This window comes from Helicobacter sp. MIT 11-5569 (assembly GCF_000765695.2).
Lineage (GTDB): Bacteria > Campylobacterota > Campylobacteria > Campylobacterales > Helicobacteraceae > Helicobacter_D.
Genome location: NZ_JRPB02000004.1, coordinates 73592 through 90285, shown reverse-complemented (window position 1 = coordinate 90285; position 16694 = coordinate 73592). Strand labels below are relative to the sequence as shown.

Below are 16694 nucleotides of genomic sequence, written 5' to 3'. Positions count from 1 at the left end.
CAAAGAATTGCTACAATTTTATCAATTTGTATCTTAATTTTTATAAGGATTGTAATGTTTAAAAAAGTTTTCACTCTGTTTTGTTTAAACACATTGTGTTTTAGCATGCTTAATGCTAGTAATTTGTATTTTATGCCAAAAGAACAAAAAAGGGCATTAGAAGCACTTTTACACACGATTAAAAACACACAAAATACATTAGATATTGCAATTTACAGCTTCACAAACCGCGAAATTAGCAAAGCAATTAGAGATATTGCCAAAAAAGGTGTGAAAGTTAGGATTATTTATGATAAAAAAAGCAATCAAAATGCCAACAAATCCACAATTGGCTATCTTGCAAAGCTTAAAAACATAGAAACTTGCTTGCTTGAAGGGGAACGCTCAAAAAATGGAAAATATAATGGCTTAATGCACATTAAAATGGCAATTAGTGATAGTAAATACCTTATGCTAGGGTCTGCAAACTGGTCAAAAAGCGCGTTTGAAACAAATTATGAAACATTTTTAATCTTAAATGATACAAAACTTGCGCAACAATCCAACAAGGCATTTGAAGAAATGTTTAGCAAATGTGAAAAATATTAACAAAATAGTAAGATTCCACAAAATCTTACCGCTTAAGCGACATTTCTAGCACTTCCTTGTTGCCAACTAATTTTGTGCCATTGCTTAAAAAGCCAAATTTTTTGTGCAAATTAATCACTGCTTTGTTGCTACAAAATACTTCCAAACATAGCCTTTTTGCGCCCAAAATATGAAAAACATAAAACAAGCTAATCTGCTCTAACACTCGCCCGATTCCGCCAACTTTTAGATTTGGATTTGCAAAAAATCCAAATTCCACTTCCTTAGCATTTCTAAAAATAAAATTAACACTTCCGATGATTTGGCTGCAAAATTTTATAGCAAAATACTGCTTGTTTGGATTGTGCTTTAAGGATTCCACAAAGGCAAAATGCTCATTAAATGAAATTTCATGTTGGTTATAAAGATTAGATTTTACGCGCAAATCATTGCGGTATTTTAGAATCTCTTTGTGTTCGCACTCCCTTAAATCAACATAATTTTCAAGCTCCAAACAAATTGCGTCAATTATTTGCCCCCCCCCCCGCACTAGAAGTAGAATCTGCATAAATTTTTAGAATAAATTTCTTGCCATTTTTATAAAAAAACGCCGGAAATTCCTCATTACTCACAATGCGCAGGAGATTAAATTGCGATTCTATACTCTTTGTAATATCAAGTTCGCTATCTTCTTGCGTGCGCTTTTTATAAAAACTTGGCTCACCAATTTGCGGTTTTGGTGAGAGATAGAGATTTTTAAACCCTTCTAAAAACTCCAAACACATTTGCTCACACATTATCGCTTGCTTCTCTCTTAACTCCTCATAAAGCTCCAAACCGCTTAGAGACAAAGTTTTTTGCAAATAAATCTCTCCACTATCTGCTTTGGAATCTGCGCTAAAAAGCGTGAAAATGATAGAATCCTTACCTTCTAAAACTTGCCAAAATAGTGGCGACCAACCCTTGCCCTTTGGCAAAGAAGAAGCATGAATGACAAGATTTAAAGAATGTTTATCTAAAAATTCTTGTGCAATGATTTGATGATAAGAAAGAATAAAAACAATCGCATAGGATTCTTTAATATCTAAATGAGAAAAATACAAATCACATTGCGGAATCTTTTTTTGCAAATCTTTGGCATAAGGGACAAACCACTGATTAGGAGAAGTTAAGATTGCGATTTTTTGTTTTATGCACATAAATCGCTCCTATCATCAAGGCTTGGAATCTGTAAATGGCTGAAACTTAGGAATTTATTAGGGCTTTTAAGTTGTTGAAAATTTGTTAGATTTGCAAAAAGATTGGAATCTTGGGTATAAATTATACAATCTTGATTTTTATAACTTTGCAATAAAGAGGCAATTAACTCTCTAAAATGCCCCCCCCCCCCGCAGAGTTATTAGGAATCGCAGTTTGGGATTCTGTATTTTTGCAGTTTGTATCACAAGTGTTTGCAGAAATCTCTGAAAGCTCAAAATAGCTCATCGTTGTATCCTTTTTGGTAAGACAAAAGCCAAATTTTGTATAAAGCGCGATTGCTTTTGTGTTATGATTAAACGCACAAGCATGAAGCCTTAAAACACCTAGCGTATTAAAAGCATACAGCTTAATTTGCTGAAGCAAAAGATAGCCCACACCTTTAAGATTTGGATTAGAATATAACCCAAACTCGCAAGAATCTTTTGTTATATTTGTAAAATAAATTACCCCCAAAGGTTCTTCATTTTTAAGCAATAAAAAATATTTTTTATCTGTGGATTCCCTAAGACTTTCAATAAAGTGCAAATGCTCCTCTTTTACTATATTCTTTGTGCGCATAAATTTGGAGATATTTGCGTCATTTCTCCATTCAAACACAAGTTGTTTTTGTAAGTCATTTAAATTTTCAAAATTTACTAATTCAATATCTTTTCTCACATCACGCACAAGGATAAAAGATTCTGCATATTCCATTCCTACGCGCATTCCTTGCAATCTCGCTTGAATTTCTATACCCTTAAGGCTTCGTGGGTGTGGATACTCACAAAGCTCTGATTGGTAATACCGCATTGCTTTAATTTTATCTTCTATTGTTTCGCTAATATCAAAAAACACATTACCGCCAAAACTCACTCCAAAATTCCACTCCGTAGAAGATAAAATCTCAAAACTATAAATTTGCTTCACACATTCATTAGGTAGCGGACGCGTAGCAGTAAGAACCGCTTGATAGGTAATCTTATGGTCAATATTTAAATCATTTTCAAAATGCGTAAAAATAATATTTGGTTTAACAATATTTTTGATTTTTTCTACTGCTTTTACAATATCAAGCAAACTCACAGAATCAAAACAATTATCAGGGAAATATTCTCTAAAAACTTTTTTAATACCAATGCTTTTGTTTGCTAATTCAAATTCTTGATTTAGAATCTCTAGCTCTTCTTTACTTGTTGTGCCTCTGCTTGTTTTGCCCTCACCAAGTATTAGCGTATAAGCTTCCGCACCTTGTTTAATAAATCTAGCAACACTTCCAAAACAACCCAAAACTTCATCATCTGGGTGTGCAGCTACAATTAAGATTCTTTGCATATTTTAAACTTTCCTTTCAAAGATTTTTGCTTTGTTTTAACGCTACTAAATTCTATTTTGAATGGATTAAAATCCAAAAAAGCTCTAGGATAGGCTGGGGCGTCCAACATTCTTATAAAATCATAAACTTGAGATAAGGTTGGGTTTTTTAAGCTCTCTAAATTGCTTTGTTCTGGCTTTCTTCTCTTAAAATTAGTGATTGTCCCACTTTGGGATTGTGGGATTGGTTTGTTGTTTATTATGTTTGGAATCATTTTGAAAAAAATTATCTTAGAAGCTTTTTTATAGATTTTTTTAGCACTTCCTTTAGAAATATCTAGTGATTTTTTAAGATAAATTTCACCCCCATCTAAAACTTCGCATACCCTTAGAGCAGAAATCCTTGTCTTTTTTACGTTTTGCAAGATAAGATTTTGCAAAGGGCTTCCACCGCGCCCAAATGGCAAATCTGTCATATGAAATACAATGCACTCATATTTTGCATAAATATCTTGTGGAATCCTATATGACCAATGCGGAAAAAATATAAATCTAGGCTTGATAGAATCAATAAAAGCTAAAGTTAAATCTTTGTGATTTTCTATTAATGTTGTTTGAATATTGGGAAAAATTTTTTGGAATTTCTTAAAATTTTTAAGATTCCAAGTTTTTGAAGTTGCTATTATAATTCTCATGCAGCAACTTTTTGTAAGTGATTTAAGAAATGATTAAAGTTAAAGGCAATTAACTCTCTAAATGCCCCCCCCCCCCGCAGAGTTATTAGGAATCGCAGTTTGGGATTCTGTATTTTTGCAGTTTGTATCACAAGTGTTTGCAGAAATTTCTAAAAGAAAATAGCTCATCGTTGTGTCCTTTTTGGTGAGACAAAAGCCAAATTTTGTATAAAGCGCGATTGCTTTTTTGTTATGATTAAACGCGCAAGCATGAAGAATCTTAACCTTTAAAACTTCAGAAGCATATTGTAGCATAGCTTCCATAAGCTTAGCCCCAAATCCTCGCAAATCAGGATTTTGATAAATCCCAAATTCACAAGAGATTCCAAGCTTTATATCCACAAAACATACGACACCCAAAACCTCATCTCCATCTATAACCAAAAAATATCGCTTTGATTTATCTTGTTTTAAAGATTCTATAAATTTTAAATGCTCTTTTAGGGGAATTGTTTGCGTTTTCATCAATGGGGCAATATGCAAATGATTGCGCCAAGCAAAAACCAAAACTCTTTCTACTGCATTTAAATCAACAAAATTTTTAAACTCTATCATAATTTAAGCCAAAACTCTTACAAAATATTCTGATATTACGCTCATTCCTCCACTTGCTACTAAGATTCCAATACTTATAAGCAAGATTCCAGCGCACCATTCAATCACCCTAAAATAGGCTTTAATCTTATCCAAAAAATAAAAAGCATATCCAATGAGCAAAGCACAAAGCAAAAAGGGAAGCGTAAGCCCAAGTGTATAAATGACAAGCAATGTGATTCCACTTTGTCCATCTAAACTTGCTAAGGCAATAATACTTGCTAGAATCGGACCTACACAAGGTGTCCAACCAAGCGAAAAACTAATGCCAAGCAAAAAGGGGGTAAAAAAATCTCTTAAGATTCCAAAGTTTGCATTTGTTCGTAATGTTTTTTGGTAATTTAAAAATGGAATCCTAAAAACTCCTAATGTATGTAGCCCAAAAACGATTAATAACCCCCCAGCAAAATAACGCAAAACAGGGCTTAACAGAATCCCGCCTTGTAAAATTCTAGCTGCCACTGCACCAAATAATACAAAAACGATTCCAAGCCCTAAGACAAAAAACACTGCACTTCTTAGAATCTTAAAACGTTTTTTTAAATCTAAAGAACCACTACTTTTTAACTCTTCAAGTGAAATTTCAGAAATATAGGAAAGATATGCAGGGATAAGGGGCAAAACGCAAGGGCTAATAAAAGTCAGAATCCCAGCTATTAGGCTCATCAAATGCGGAGCATTCTCAAAAAGCCCAAGTAATGATTCTTCCATTGATTTTAACTACCCTAGCAAACTAGGCAACCAAAGCGAAATTTCTGGGATATAAGTGATAAGCCCAAGCCCAACTAAAAGCACACAAAGCCAAGGAATAATGGATAATGTAATATCTTTTAAACTTAGTCCCGTAAGCGAGCTAGCTACAAAGAGATTTAACCCAACAGGGGGCGTTAGCATTCCAAGCTCCATATTTACAATCATCACGATTCCAAAGTGAATCGGGTCGATTCCAAGTTTCATCGCAATAGGCAAAAGCAAAGGCGTCATAATCATCACAACCGAGCTAGGCTCCATAAACTGCCCCATAATAAACAAAGCAATATTAACGAAGATTAAGAACATCCACCAACTCATCTGCATATCTACAAGGTATTCTGCAATCATATGCGGGATTCTCTCACCTGTTAAAAAATGTGCAAATACAACAGCAAAACCGATAATAAAGAAAATCATCGCTGTTGTAATTGCTGCATCTAAAAAGACGCTATACAAGTCTTTAAACTTAATATCCTTATACACGAATAAAGACACAACAAACGCATATACTGCGCTAATCCCTGCTGCTTCTGTGGCAGTAAAAATTCCAGCATAGATTCCACCAATCACAACAAAAACAATCAACAAAGCCCAAAAAGCTTCTTTGAATTTCGCCCAACGCTCACCAAAACTAGCGGGTTTAGTCGCCTTAAAACCTAATCGTTTTGCGCCAAAATACGCATACACCATCATCATTCCGCCAATCATCACGCCCGGAACAACACCAGCCATAAATAATTTTTCAATGGAAACTTCCGCAGTTACCCCATACACAATCATAACAACAGAAGGTGGAATCAAGATTCCTAAACTTCCTGCAGAAGTAATCGCCCCCACAGAATAACTCTTAGGATAACCCGCTTGTGATAATGCAGCAAACATTACTGAACCAATCGCAACTACCGTAGCAGGAGAGCTTCCACTCACCGCCGCAAAGATGATACACGCCAAAATTGCACTCATTGGAAGACCACCGGGCAAATGCCCGACAATGCTTCTCGCAAAATCTACGATTCTTTGTGCTGAACTTCCTTTGCTCATCAAAGAGCCTGCCAAAATAAACATAGGAATCGCCATTAATGCAGGTTTTAAGCCATTTAGCATAATCTCTGGCACCGCCATAACATCATAAGAGCTAAAGAACAGCATTGTTAAAACAGCACTCACACCAAGTGAAATTGCGACAGGCACACCGAGTAACAACAACCCAAACAAAACAATCAACAAGAATGCTACACTCATAAAAATCCTAGATTTTACTAATCTTTAATCACAGAATCGTGAATCATCTCTTCTTCAGCATTTTTGACAACTTTATCAGCATCTATCCATGAAACTTCATAGATTTTTTCTACTGAACGATAAGTCGCTCCCAAAAAAGCAATCGGCAAACAAAGGAGAAATACCCACAAAGGAACGCTATGTAGTGCTTCGCTCATATAACCAATTTCATAATTTAAATGACAAACCATTAAGCTTGCATAAAACATAAAGCCCAAAAATACGGAGTTTAAAATATGTGTCGCAAGTACACAAGTTTTAGCAAGCACCGGAGGAAATTTCTCAATCAACATTGTAACTGCAATATGCACACCTTTTCTAAAGCCATACGCTGCCCCAAAAAAAGCTGACCATAAAAAGCAATATCTTGCCACTTCCTCCGCCCAAGTGAGCGAGCCAATCTCGGGATAGAATCCTGCGATATAGCGCATACAAACATTAATCGCAGTAATTATGATTCCAAGTGCCATTCCAACCACAGCAACATTTTTATTGATTCCCGCAATAATCGTATCTAAGATAGCAAAAATCCTATTCACAACAGGGTCTTTATGTGCCCACAAAAAAGGCTTTTGAATCATCAATAATAAATTGCGCAAAGTAAAACCTTTTTAAAAATAATGATTTATTTTGTATTAATTGTTTTTTCAATCAAATCTTGCCCTATTAAATCATAAAACTTAGGATAAATTGCAAGCATCACATCTTGCCATTGTTGTTTTTGCGCCGCATCTAGCTCATAAACTTTTGTGCCTGTTTTATCATCGGCTTTTAATTTATCTAACAACATTTTTTCTTCTTTAGCACTTTCTTCACGCTCAAAAATTGTTGCTTCACGCATTGCTGTTGTAAATTTTTCTTGTAAATCTGCTGGCAATTCTTTCCAAAACTTCTCACTTGCAACAACTAAATATCCCAAATAGCCGTGATTTGAGATTGTAATTGAGCTTTGCACTTCATAAAATTTAGAATTATAAAGATTAGAAAGTGGATTCTCTGCTGCATCAACCACACCTGTTTGTAATGCAGAATACACTTCGCCAAAAGGCAAAACTTGTGGAATCGCTTTAACTGCTTTAGTCTGCTCTTCTAACACTTTAGAACTCATAATTCTCATTTTTTGACCTTCTGCATCGCTTGGTTCAATGATAGGTTTTTTGTTGGTGCTAAATTGTTTAAAACCTGCGTCCCAATAATCCAAAGCAATATAGCCTTTGCTTGAAATCACATCTTTTAAGATTTGTCCTACTTCGCCGTCCATTACATTATGCAAATGCTCTGTGTCGCGGAAGATAAAAGGAACATCCCAAAGGTTAAACTCTTTTGCAAAAGGAGTAAATTTTGAAAAACTCGGTGCTGCAAGCTGCACATTATTGCGCTTTAACTCTTGAAAAACTTTATCATCATCTACAAGCTGTGCTGATGGGAAAACATGGACTTTGATTTGCCCATCTGTTAGCTCTTCTACTCTCTTAGCAAAATAATTAGCCGCTTTACCCTTTGGAGTATTCTCACTTACAACATGAGCAAATTTTACTTCATAGACTTTTTTGTCTCCTGAAACACTTGCTGTTGCGTCTTTGTTTTCACCGCCACAACCAATTAACGTAAAAGCTGCTAGCACTGAAGCTAAAATAATCTTTTTCATTTCTTCTCCTTTTGGAATCTTAAATTTAAGAATAAAATATTTTACAAGGTTTTGTTACAAACTTAAGATAAAAAATCCCAAATCCTTTACAATTTATTTACAACCCTATAATTCTAGTATCAAAAATTACTTTTAGTAACAAAAAATAGCAATTATTTGTAATTCTTAATTGCCTTATCCAAAATCTCTTTAGCAGCATTTAAGTCTTTATATTCCTTGACTTTTACCCATTTATTTGGCTCTAAAGCCTTATAAGTTTCAAAGAAATTTTTGATTCTGTCTAATGTAATTTGTGGCAAATCTTTTAAACTTTGGATTCTGTCATATCGTGGGTCTATTTTTGAAACTGGCACTGCGATGAGTTTCTCGTCCATTCCGCTTTCATCTTCCATAATCAAAACACCAATCAAACGCGCTTTAATCACACTTCCTACTTGCAAAGGATACTCATTTAGCACAAGCACATCAGCAGGGTCTCCATCATCACTTAAAGTATTTGGCACAAACCCATAATTTGCTGGATAAAACATTGCGCTATACATTACTCTATCTACAACGACTGCCCCGCTCTCTTTATCAATTTCATATTTAATATTAGAACCATATGGAATCTCAATAACGACATTTAGCTTATCTGGGTTGCTTCCTACTTCAATTTTACTTAAATCCATTTTCACTCCTTTAAATTTTGCTTTTTATAAAGTTTTCCATTTCGCTTGTAATCTCTTCGATTGTGCGCTCTCCATTAATCTTTTGTAAAATGCCTTTATCGCCATAAAATTTTTGAATCTCTTTTAGTGGAGCTTGATAAACTTTCATACGATTATTAAAAACTTCTACATTATCATCAGCTCCTCTAGCGCGTCCTAATACCCTATCACAAGCAGTTTTCTCACTAACTTCTACTTCAATCACGCTTGTTAATGCAATCTCTTGCTTATCTTTTAGAATCTTATCAAGCTCTAGCATTTGCTCTACACTGCGCGGATAACCATCAATCAACACAACATTTTTTGGAGCATTAGAAATCGCATCAACAATTGTTTTTACGACAATTTCCAAAGGCACAAGATTCCCCTTGCTTGTAAAACTATCAATAAGTTTGCCAAGCTCGCTTCCACTTGCTACTTCTGCGCGCAATAATTCTCCTGTGGAGTAATGCACCATAGAATCGCCATTATTTTTGCTAATAATCTCCGCATCAGTTGTTTTTCCGCTTCCGGGAGCTCCAATAACTAGAAATAACTTTTTCATAAATTCTCCTTATTTTTTAGTTTCTCTTACTCTAATATGCAATTCTCTTAATTGCTCTTCATTTGCAGCACTTGGCGCGTCTGTTAAAGGACAAGTCGCCTTTTGTGTTTTAGGGAATGCAATCACATCGCGGATAGAATTTGCTTTGCAAAGCAACATAATAATCCTATCTAATCCAAATGCGATTCCACCATGAGGTGGCGCACCATATTGCAACGCATCAAGAAGAAAACTAAATTTATTTTTGGCTTCCTCCTCGCTAATGCCAAGCAAGCTAAACACGCGACTTTGAATCTCTTGTTTATGGATTCTAATACTTCCCCCACCAATCTCAAAACCATTTAAAACCACATCATAAGCCACAGAGCTAATCTCTTCAATATCCTCTACATCTAAATCTTTTGGCATTGTAAAAGGGTGGTGCAAAGCAGAAACGCTGCCATCTTCATTGCGCTCAAACATTGGAAAATCCACAACCCATAAGAATTTATAGAGATTCTCATCAATAAGCCCCATATCTTGTGCGACTTTCTGACGCAAGCGTCCCATATAATCCCATACGACTTTTTTCTCTCCTGCGCCAAAAAACACTATATCGCCGACTTTAGCACCCACGCGCTCTATCAAAGTCTTAAGATTTGCTTCACTTAAGAATTTAACAAGCGGACCTTTTGCGCCTTCTTCTTTGATTTGGATATATGCTAAACCTTTTGCGCCAAATTTTCTGACAAACTCTTCTGCTTCACCTAAAGTTTTACGCGTAAAGAATGTATCGCCTTTAGGAACGCAAAGTGCCTTAAATCGGTTCTTTTTAGAATCTTGCGCAATTGATGAAAAAATTGCATTACTAGATTCCACAAACAAATCTCCCACTTCTACTAATGGCAATGCAAAGCGCAAATCTGGCTTATCGCTACCATAAGTTTCCATAACTTCCTTATAAGTATGGTGTTCAAAAGGAGTATTGATTGTGATTCCACAAGCTCCAAAAATCGCTTTAAGCGTAGCTTCAGCAGCCGACATAACATCTTCTTGTGTGCAAAAACTCATCTCAACATCAATTTGCGTAAATTCTGGTTGTCTATCTAAGCGCAAATCCTCGTCCCTAAAGCATTTTGCGATTTGAAAATATCTATCAAATCCACTAACCATTAAGAGCTGTTTAAAGAGTTGAGGGCTTTGTGGAAGTGCGTAAAACTCCCCATGATGCACACGACTAGGCACTAAATAATCCCTTGCGCCCTCTGGAGTCGCTTTTGTTAAAATTGGAGTTTCTACTTCTAAAAACCCTAAATTACTTAATGTATTACGCGTTGCTTGTGCGACTTTACTGCGTGTGATAAAAATCTCTTGCAAACGCGGATTCCGTAAATCCAAATAACGATATTTTAAACGCACATCTTCGCCCACACTCTCATCACCCACAGCAATCGGCGGTGTTAAGCTTTTGTTTTCAATCCTTAATGTTTTGACTAAAACTTCAATTTTTCCTGTTTTTAGCTTGGTATTCTCTAATCCCGCGCCTCTTGCGCGCACTTTTCCTTCTGCGACCAAAACATACTCATCGCGCACTTCACTTGCAATTTTATGTGCCTCTTGGCAATCTTTTGGGTCAAAAACAAGTTGCACCAAACCACTACGATCACGCAAATCAATAAAAACAACGCCTCCATGGTCGCGGTAAGTGTTACACCAACCGCATAAACGCACCACTTCTCCAATATTTTGCTCGCCCAAATCTGCGCAATAATGGCTTCTCATCTTTTTAACTCCTAAAATTTTTACAAAACAAGGGAATATTCTAACAAAAAATAATAAAAGGTAAAATTAATCCACAAAATAAACCTTACAGAATTACCAAAGAATATATCCTAAAAATTCAATGCAATTACAATTAAAAATTTTTATCATTTATCATTCATTAACATTCATAAAATACAATTCCAGACTTTATTTTAAAATTTACAAAGGAATCTTAATGTGGTCATATAAGCTTTTTGCCCCAAAATTCACTTTATCGTGGCTAAATTTTGTCTTACTTAGTGCCTTTTTCCTAACCTGTATGAATTTTAATTTTTTCATTCAAATTTATCAAAACTTAGATGCTGATTCTTCTTTAGCTCTAAAATTCTCTTTTCTTGTGATTTACTTTGCTCTAGCAATTAGTGTATTATCAGCCCCCCCTCATACTCTTCCTTAAAATAAACTTATACAAAATCTTACTTATCTCCTTAATATGGATTAGCTGCCTTAGTGCATATTTTATGTTCTTTTAAGACAATATTCTAAAGACCGATACACAAGAAGCTTTTAGTTTGCTTTCTCCTAGTTTGCTGATTTTTATTTTTCTTTTTGGGATTCTGCCAACTTTGTTGATTATAAAAACACGCATTATTTATCCTAGCACCATAAAATGGCGTTTTCTCCTTCCCTTGCTAACCTTTTTAGGTGGATTACTTTTTGCTGTTGGGATTTTTTATTCGCAGAGCCAAACTCTGATTCCATTTTTTAGGAATCATAATTTTCTAAGGGTTTATGAAACCCCTATGCGTCAAATTTATTCCGCCGTCCTTTATACTAAACAATCTTTACCCCAAAAAGAATTTGAAATGATTGCCAAAGACGCGACTTTAAAGCCAGATTCCAAAAGAAAATTAATGATTTTTGTCGTAGGTGAGACTGCAAGAGCTGCGAATTATTCTTTGGGCGGATATTCTATTAATGATACGAATATTTACACCAAAGAAGAAGCGATTACATATTTTAATAACTTTTATTCCTGCGGGACTTCTACGGCGATTAGCGTTCCTTGTATGTTTTCGGATTTATCTAAAGAGAATTTTTCAAAATCTGCCAATTATCGGGAAAATGCTTTAGAGATTTTGCAAAAAGTTGGCGTAAATGTTTTATGGATAGGCAATAATTCGGGTGGATGTCAAGGTGTTTGCAAAAACCTAGAAAAAGTAAAAACACTTAAAAGCCCTTATGATGAAGCCTTGTTACCAGAGGTTTTAGAACAGCTTAAAAACTTAGAAGAACAAAATCTCATTGTCGTGCATTTACAAGGCTCACATGGACCGACTTATTATCAACGTTATCCAGATACTTTTAAGCGATTCCTTCCGACTTGCGATACCAATGAGCTACAAAAATGCACCCAAGAAGAGCTTAGAAATACTTATATAATACTGTGCTTTATACAGATTTTATTGTAAAATCCTTGATTGATATGCTAGAAGAGATTCCAGAATATGAAACAAGTTTGATTTATCTCTCTGACCATGGAGAGAGTTTGGGAGAGAATGGAATCTATTTGCATGGAATGCCTTATTTTATCGCGCCAAAAGAGCAAATTCATGTTCCTTTTATCTTTTTTAGCAATAATCCAAACCTTATGCAAATCGCACAAACTTACAAAAACTTGCCTATCTCTCAAGATAATATTTTTAGCACTTTGCTTGGATATTTTGGTGTAGAGAGTGAAGTTTATCAAGCTAGAGATGATTTGCTACACACAGATTTTCAACAAGGAGAATCATGAAACCCAAATACTACTTTTTTGCTAATGCAAAATTTGCACTAGAAGGGGTTTTGGCAATGCTCAAGCGAGAAGTTGCCTTCCGCATTGAGCTAGCTTTTATCATTCCTGCTATGGTGATTAGCTTTTTCTTGCCCGTCGATTTAAGTGTGCATTTATTTTTAATCGCTGTGCTTTTTTTGATACTGATTTTAGAAGCGGTTAATTCTAGCATAGAAGCTTGTGTGGATTTAATCACTTCAGAGTTTGCACCTTTAGCCAAAATCGCCAAAGATTGCGCAAGTGCTGCGGTATTTTTTAGCATTCTTTTAGCCCTTTTGGTGTGGGGAGTTGTTTTGTTTTCTTTGTTATAGCGATGATTAACATTATTTAAAAAATTTAGTAATATTTATAAATTTTATTGCAAATTGTTTTTTTTTTGATAAAATGTAAAAAACTCGATAAGGAATAAACAATGCCAGAGATTCAAGAATTTTCACCCGAAGTAGTAGAACAACTAAAATTTTATGTTTATCGCCTTATTGACCCAAGAAATGGTAAAACATTTTATGTAGGCAAAGGGCAAAGAAATAGAGTTTTTGAGCATACAAAACAAGCTTTAAAGCTAACAAAAGAAGAGGATGCAGGAGACCTCAAATATAAAACAATTCAAGCAATCAAAGATGCGGGGTTAGAGGTGATTCATATTATCCAACGCTATGGAATGAGTGAAGAAGAAGCCTTTGCGGTAGAAGCAGCACTTATTGATATTTTTGGAATCGAAAATCTCACCAACAAACAAAGTGGGTATAACACAGAATGTGGAGTGTGTAATGCAATCACACTCCAAAGGGATTTAAGTGCAGAATCCTTTAAAGAGGACGAAACCACACCAAAATTTATCATCATTAAAACTAACGAAACATGGATTAGTCGAAGAGGTGATAACAGATATGAAGCAACACGAAGCGCGTGGAAGCTTAACCCACAAAAAGCAAACCAATATCCCTATGTCCTTTCTGTAACTAATGGAATCGTAAAAGAAGTTTATGAGGTAGATAAATGGGTAAAATGCCCTACGAGAGAGGACAGATATGAATTTAATGGCAAAGAAGCACCTAAATCTATTAGGGATTTATTTGTCAATAAAAGAATCCCAGAATCTTACAGAAAAAAGGGACAAGCAAGCCCATTTTTGTATTCTAAATAAATTCCACTCTCACACAATTTAAAAATCTTAACGTCAATATAGAATCCAAAGGATTCTATACTTCGCTAACTTATAATTTTTGGCTCACTAAATGCAGTAACTTCTGGTAATGTTCCTGTATATTTCTCAAGATTTACCAAACCTGTATGTGCAATATTACCATTTGCTAATTTTGATGTTGGAATATCTAATGTCAAACAATTTGCATTTCCATATTTACATAATCCTTTTGCATCAGGATCATACCAACCTCCCTCACAAAGTCGCACAACACCTTGCAAAATATCATTGCTAACCACGGCTCCAGCTAAAACTTCACCTCTTTTATTAAACACGCGCACAACATCGCCATTTTTGATTCCTAATTTTTTTGCGTCTTTAGCATTAATCAAAATAGGCTCTCTCCCTTTAACCGCATAACTTTCACGCAAAGCAGTATGGCACATTTGTGAATGCAATCTTCCTGCTGGGTGATTAGTCAGTAAATGAAAGGGTGCATCTTTTGTTGCATTCCCTAACCATTCAATCGGTTCAAACCACATAGGGTGCGCTTTGCAATCATCATATTTATACTTTGCAATACTATTAGAATAAATTTCAATTTTTCCTGATTCCGTGCCAAGCGCATTAAGAATCGGGTCTTCTAAGAAATCAGCAAATCGCACATAATCATCACTTTCTAGCGTAGAATTAAAAGTAATAGGTTTGTTTTTATCCCAAAATTCTTCAAAGCTAGGCATTGGTGTAGCAAACTCTGCTCCATAAGCTTTTGTTTGTCGCAATGCGCTTTCATAGTATTCTTTGATAAAATCTTTCGCATTTTTGCCATTTTCAGTGTAAGCATTATAAACTTCCTCGCCATATTCCTTACATAAATCCGCAAAAATCATATAATCATCACGACTTTCGCCAATCGGTAAAACCGCTTGTTTCATTGGCACGATTTGGAGATTGGAATAATCTCCTGCCATCGTTAAATCATCTCTTTCATAAGAACTTGTTGCAGGCATAACAATATCTGCCATTTTTGCTGTTGGCGTCCAATAGATTTCATTAACAACTATTGTTCGTGGTTTGCGCCAAGCTTTAACATTAGTGTTAGTATCTTGATGATGCACTAAAGGATTTCCACCAACCCAATAAATAAAATCAATATCAGGATAGGTGATTTTTGTCCCATTATGGTCTATTTTTTTGCCCGGATTCAAAAGCGCATCTGCGATTCTAGCAAGAGGAAAAGAATAGCTAGCGGCATTTTGTAACCATTCTGCCCCTCCTTGAGCCATTCCTGCTTTAGGCATTCCTACAAATTTTCCATTTTTCCAAATCCCAACAGAACCTGCACTCATTCCGCCAATCACCCCACCTTTAGCCGTTGGGACACCGCCACCACTATAATGATAGCTAAGCCCGAATCCTCCGCCTTTTGTGCCGATTTGTCCAAGCATCGCACAAAGTGTTACCAACATCCAATGCGGTTGCTCTCCATGGTGTGCTCTTTGCATTCCCCAACCACTCATAATCATTGTAGGATTATCATAAAATTTTTCAGCCAAAGATTGAACAATATTTTCTGGGATTCCGCAAATTTCACTCGCCCATTTCACATCTTTTTTAATACCATCACTTTTTCCCTCTAAATATTCTTTAAACTGCTCAAATCCCACAGTATAGTTTTCCAAAAAATCATAATTTACTTTATTAGTAGCTATCAAATGGCTTGCCATTCCTAACATCATCGCAACATCTGTATTAGGTCTAGGCGCAATCCATTCCGCATTAAGAAACTTTGCAGTTTCCGTTTTCACTGGGTCAATACAAATCACTTTAATTTTGCTTTTTTTAAGCTTTTCAAAATATTCTATTCCTTTTTGTTCATTTGCTGTCCATGAAATTCTAAGGGTTGTCATTGGGTCTGCTCCCCAAATCACCACGACTTTGGAATGTTTTAAAATATTTTCCCATGAAGTTTGCTGTTCATAAACCTCTAAAGAACCCACCACATAAGGCATAATCACTTGCGATGCACCCGTAGAATAATCTCCACTAACACCGACAAATCCACCTGTAACATTTAAGAATCTATGCAATAAAATTCTACAATTTTGCATATTTCCGCTAGATTTCCAACCATAACTCCCGCCAAAAATTCCTTGTGTGCCCTTTTTTTCTCTTGTTTTTTTAAGTTCTTTAGCAATTAGCTTGATAGCGTCCTCATAACTAACGCGCACAAACTCTTCTTTGCCTCTTAAATGCGGCTTAGGATTGTCTGGATTCTCTAAATAACTTTTACGCACATAGGGATATTTCACGCGTGATTTATACACCATATCTGCAGTATGATACCATAGCGGATTATCTGTTTGAGTGATTTTATCATAAGGTTCGCTTTTGGTGATTTTGCCATTTTTGATTGTCAAATCCAAAACTCCCCAATGCGCTGCGCTAAGCACTTTTCCATTTTGCATTATTCCTGCCTTAAGTGCTTCTTTTGGCATTTCTTTGCTAAAACTAATATTAGGAATAAGTGGCAAAGCACTTAAACTTGCTCCCAATTTCAAAAACTTTCTTCTACCTAAACTCATT

General features: G+C 35.4%; 16 protein-coding genes and 1 pseudogene. 4 read left to right on the top strand and 13 right to left on the bottom strand.

The annotated features are described in order from the left end of the window. Window positions 1-54 precede the first annotated feature (54 nt). Window positions 55-588, top strand: coding sequence for a phospholipase D-like domain-containing protein (locus LS70_RS05135; RefSeq protein WP_034290807.1), 534 nt, complete (start codon window positions 55-57; stop codon window positions 586-588). 25 nt (window positions 589-613) lie between these two features. On the opposite strand, the gene pseH (LS70_RS05130) is transcribed toward LS70_RS05135, so the two are convergent. From pseH (LS70_RS05130) to aspS, 12 genes are all read right to left on the bottom strand, one after another. Then, window positions 614-1135: a UDP-4-amino-4,6-dideoxy-N-acetyl-beta-L-altrosamine N-acetyltransferase gene (gene pseH / locus LS70_RS05130; RefSeq protein ID WP_138109368.1), complete on the bottom strand. Its 522-nt coding sequence runs from the start codon at window positions 1133-1135 to the stop codon at window positions 614-616. After that, window positions 1092-1766 (bottom strand): formyltransferase family protein, encoded by a 675-nt coding sequence (locus LS70_RS05125; RefSeq protein ID WP_138109367.1) that lies wholly within the window; start codon window positions 1764-1766, stop codon window positions 1092-1094. The genes pseH (LS70_RS05130) and LS70_RS05125 overlap by 44 nt, the downstream gene beginning before the upstream one ends. Before the next feature lie 163 nt (window positions 1767-1929). Next, window positions 1930-3138 carry a UDP-4-amino-4,6-dideoxy-N-acetyl-beta-L-altrosamine N-acetyltransferase gene (pseH, locus tag LS70_RS10210; RefSeq protein WP_161594703.1) on the bottom strand — a complete coding sequence of 403 codons (1209 nt, stop codon included), beginning with the start codon at window positions 3136-3138 and terminating at the stop codon, window positions 1930-1932. Continuing rightward, a complete protein-coding gene (locus tag LS70_RS05115; protein WP_034291455.1) occupies window positions 3123-3812 on the bottom strand; it encodes a hypothetical protein in 690 nt (229 codons plus the stop codon). The genes pseH (LS70_RS10210) and LS70_RS05115 overlap by 16 nt, the downstream gene beginning before the upstream one ends. A gap of 57 nt (window positions 3813-3869) precedes the next feature. Then, window positions 3870-4406 (bottom strand): UDP-4-amino-4,6-dideoxy-N-acetyl-beta-L-altrosamine N-acetyltransferase, encoded by a 537-nt coding sequence (pseH, locus tag LS70_RS05110; protein ID WP_138109366.1) that lies wholly within the window; start codon window positions 4404-4406, stop codon window positions 3870-3872. A 3-nt stretch (window positions 4407-4409) separates the two neighbouring features. Next, window positions 4410-5156: a cytochrome c biogenesis protein CcdA gene (locus tag LS70_RS05105; protein ID WP_034288429.1), complete on the bottom strand. Its 747-nt coding sequence runs from the start codon at window positions 5154-5156 to the stop codon at window positions 4410-4412. 9 nt (window positions 5157-5165) lie between these two features. Then, window positions 5166-6440: a TRAP transporter large permease gene (locus LS70_RS05100; protein WP_138109365.1), complete on the bottom strand. Its 1275-nt coding sequence runs from the start codon at window positions 6438-6440 to the stop codon at window positions 5166-5168. Between the two features lie 17 nt (window positions 6441-6457). Further along, complete coding sequence (locus LS70_RS05095; RefSeq protein WP_052083458.1) at window positions 6458-7060, bottom strand: TRAP transporter small permease; 603 nt, start codon at window positions 7058-7060, stop codon at window positions 6458-6460. Between the two features lie 44 nt (window positions 7061-7104). Continuing rightward, complete coding sequence (locus LS70_RS05090; RefSeq protein WP_034291102.1) at window positions 7105-8127, bottom strand: DctP family TRAP transporter solute-binding subunit; 1023 nt, start codon at window positions 8125-8127, stop codon at window positions 7105-7107. Window positions 8128-8279: 152 nt separating this feature from the next. Continuing rightward, entirely contained in the window at window positions 8280-8798 is a 519-nt protein-coding gene (gene ppa, locus LS70_RS05085) for an inorganic diphosphatase (protein WP_034291101.1), read from the bottom strand. A gap of 10 nt (window positions 8799-8808) precedes the next feature. Beyond that, window positions 8809-9381: an adenylate kinase gene (locus LS70_RS05080; protein ID WP_034291100.1), complete on the bottom strand. Its 573-nt coding sequence runs from the start codon at window positions 9379-9381 to the stop codon at window positions 8809-8811. Window positions 9382-9390: 9 nt separating this feature from the next. Beyond that, a complete protein-coding gene (aspS, locus tag LS70_RS05075; protein WP_034291099.1) occupies window positions 9391-11142 on the bottom strand; it encodes an aspartate--tRNA ligase in 1752 nt (583 codons plus the stop codon). A 554-nt stretch (window positions 11143-11696) separates the two neighbouring features. On the opposite strand from aspS, the pseudogene LS70_RS05070 reads away from it, so the two are divergent. The 3 genes and pseudogenes from LS70_RS05070 to LS70_RS05060 all read left to right on the top strand — a co-directional run bounded on the left by LS70_RS05070 (window position 11697) and on the right by LS70_RS05060 (window position 14108). After that, a pseudogene (locus LS70_RS05070) lies at window positions 11697-12922 on the top strand (phosphoethanolamine transferase). After that, window positions 12919-13272 (top strand): diacylglycerol kinase, encoded by a 354-nt coding sequence (locus tag LS70_RS05065; protein ID WP_034291098.1) that lies wholly within the window; start codon window positions 12919-12921, stop codon window positions 13270-13272. Before LS70_RS05070 ends, LS70_RS05065 begins: the two are co-directional and overlap by 4 nt. A gap of 101 nt (window positions 13273-13373) precedes the next feature. After that, window positions 13374-14108, top strand: coding sequence for an LEM-3-like GIY-YIG domain-containing protein (locus LS70_RS05060; protein ID WP_034291097.1), 735 nt, complete (start codon window positions 13374-13376; stop codon window positions 14106-14108). 65 nt (window positions 14109-14173) lie between these two features. Here the strand turns inward: LS70_RS05060 and LS70_RS05055 are convergent, their stop codons facing one another. Continuing rightward, window positions 14174-16693: a molybdopterin guanine dinucleotide-containing S/N-oxide reductase gene (locus LS70_RS05055; protein WP_034291096.1), complete on the bottom strand. Its 2520-nt coding sequence runs from the start codon at window positions 16691-16693 to the stop codon at window positions 14174-14176. Window position 16694: the final 1 nt, after the last annotated feature.